General features: G+C 37.9%; 1 protein-coding gene. It reads left to right on the top strand.

All coding sequences use genetic code 11. From position 1 onward, the window contains the following. On the top strand, positions 1–1,918 hold a 1,918-nt coding region (locus tag V7S50_RS29390), incomplete at both ends, for a Cna B-type domain-containing protein (protein ID WP_336376504.1).

The raw sequence follows: 1,918 nt of genomic DNA, 5'->3' as shown, positions 1-1,918 counted from the left end.
AGTAGATGGATATAAATCAGAGGTTCATGGTTATGACATTACGAATACAAAAGTAGCGCAAACAAAAGTAGAAGGAATAAAAACGTGGAACGATAACAACGCAACAGATCGTCCAAGCTCGATTAAAGTAGACTTACTACAAAACGGTAAAGTAGTAGATACGAAAGAAGCAACAGCGGCAACAAACTGGAAATATGCATTTGCGGATGTAGAAGCATATGACGCAAATGGAGTAGTATACAAGTATGAAGTGAAGGAACAGCCAGTAGCGGGATACCAATCTGACGTACACGGTTATGACATCACAAATACAAAAGTAGGCGAAACAAAAGTAGAAGGAACGAAAACATGGAAAGACGATAACGCAACAGATCGTCCAAGCTCGATCAAAGTAGACTTACTACAAAACGGTAAAGTAGTAGATACAAAAGAAGTAACAGCGGCAACAGAATGGAAGTATACGTTTGAAAAGCTACAAGCATACGATGCGAATGGAGTAGCGTACAAGTATGAAGTAAAAGAACAGCCAATAGCTGGATATGAACCAAAAGTAAATGATTATGACATAACAAATACAAAAGTAGGTCAAACAAAGGTAGAAGGAACGAAGACATGGAAAGACGATAACGCGAAAGATCGTCCGGAAATGATTACAGTAGACCTTTTACAAAATGGTACAATGATTGCGACGCAAGAAGTAAGCAAAGTAACAGGCTGGAAATACGAATTCAAAGATTTAGCAGCGTATGATACAGAAGGTAAAGCATACAAGTATGAAGTGAAAGAGCAAGCAGTACCAGGATATGAATCAAAAGTAAGTGGTACTGACATAACAAATACAAAAGTAGGTCAAACAAAAGTAGAAGGAACGAAGACATGGAAAGACGGAAATGCGAAAGATCGTCCGGAAATGATCAAAGTAGACTTACTACAAAACGGTAAAGTAGTAGATACAAAAGAAGTAACAGCGGCAACAGAATGGAAATACACATTTGAAAACCTTAAAGCATACGATGCAGAAGGTAAAGCATACAAGTATGAAATAAAAGAGCAAGCAGTACCAGGATATGAATCAAAAGTAAGTGGTACTGACATAACAAATACAAAAGTAGGCCAAACAAAGGTAGAAGGAACGAAGACATGGAAAGACGGAAATGCGAAAGATCGTCCGGAAATGATCAAGATTGATCTACTACAAAATGGCAAAGTAATTGCAACACAAGAGGTAAGTAAAGCAAGTGAATGGAAGTACGTGTTTACAGATTTAGCGGCATATGATGCCGAAGGAAATGCATACAAGTATGAAGTAAAGGAACAGCCAGTAGATAGATATAAATCAGAGGTAAAAGGTTATGACATTACGAATACAAAAGTAGGCGAAATAAAAGTAGAAGGAACGAAGACATGGAAGGATGGAAATGCGAAAGATCGTCCGGAAATGATCAAGATTGATCTATTACAAAATGGCAAAGTAATCGCAATAAAAGAAGTGAGCGCAGCAGGTGAATGGAAATATGCGTTTACAGATTTAGCGGCATATGATGCCGAAGGAAATGCATACAAGTATGAAGTGAAAGAACAACCAGTGGATGGATATAAATCAGAGGTAAAAGGTTATGACATTACAAATACAAAAGTAGGCGAAACAAAAGTAGAAGGAACGAAGACATGGAAGAATGACAATGCGAAAGACCGTCCGACAATGATCAAGGTAGATCTACTACAAAATGGAAAAGTGATCGCAACAAAAGAAGTGAGCGCAGCAGATGAATGGAAATATGCGTTTACAGACTTAGCAGCATATGATGCCGAAGGAAATGCATATAAGTATGAAGTGAAAGAACAACCAGTGAATGGATATAAATCAGACGTACATGGTTATGACATCACGAATACAAAAGAACCAAGTACGGATCCA

Origin of the sequence: Bacillus sp. CCNWLW194 (assembly GCF_037120585.1) — a bacterium.
Taxonomy (GTDB): domain Bacteria; phylum Bacillota; class Bacilli; order Bacillales; family Bacillaceae_G; genus Bacillus_A; species Bacillus_A basilensis.
This window is presented reverse-complemented; position numbering and strand designations above follow the sequence as displayed.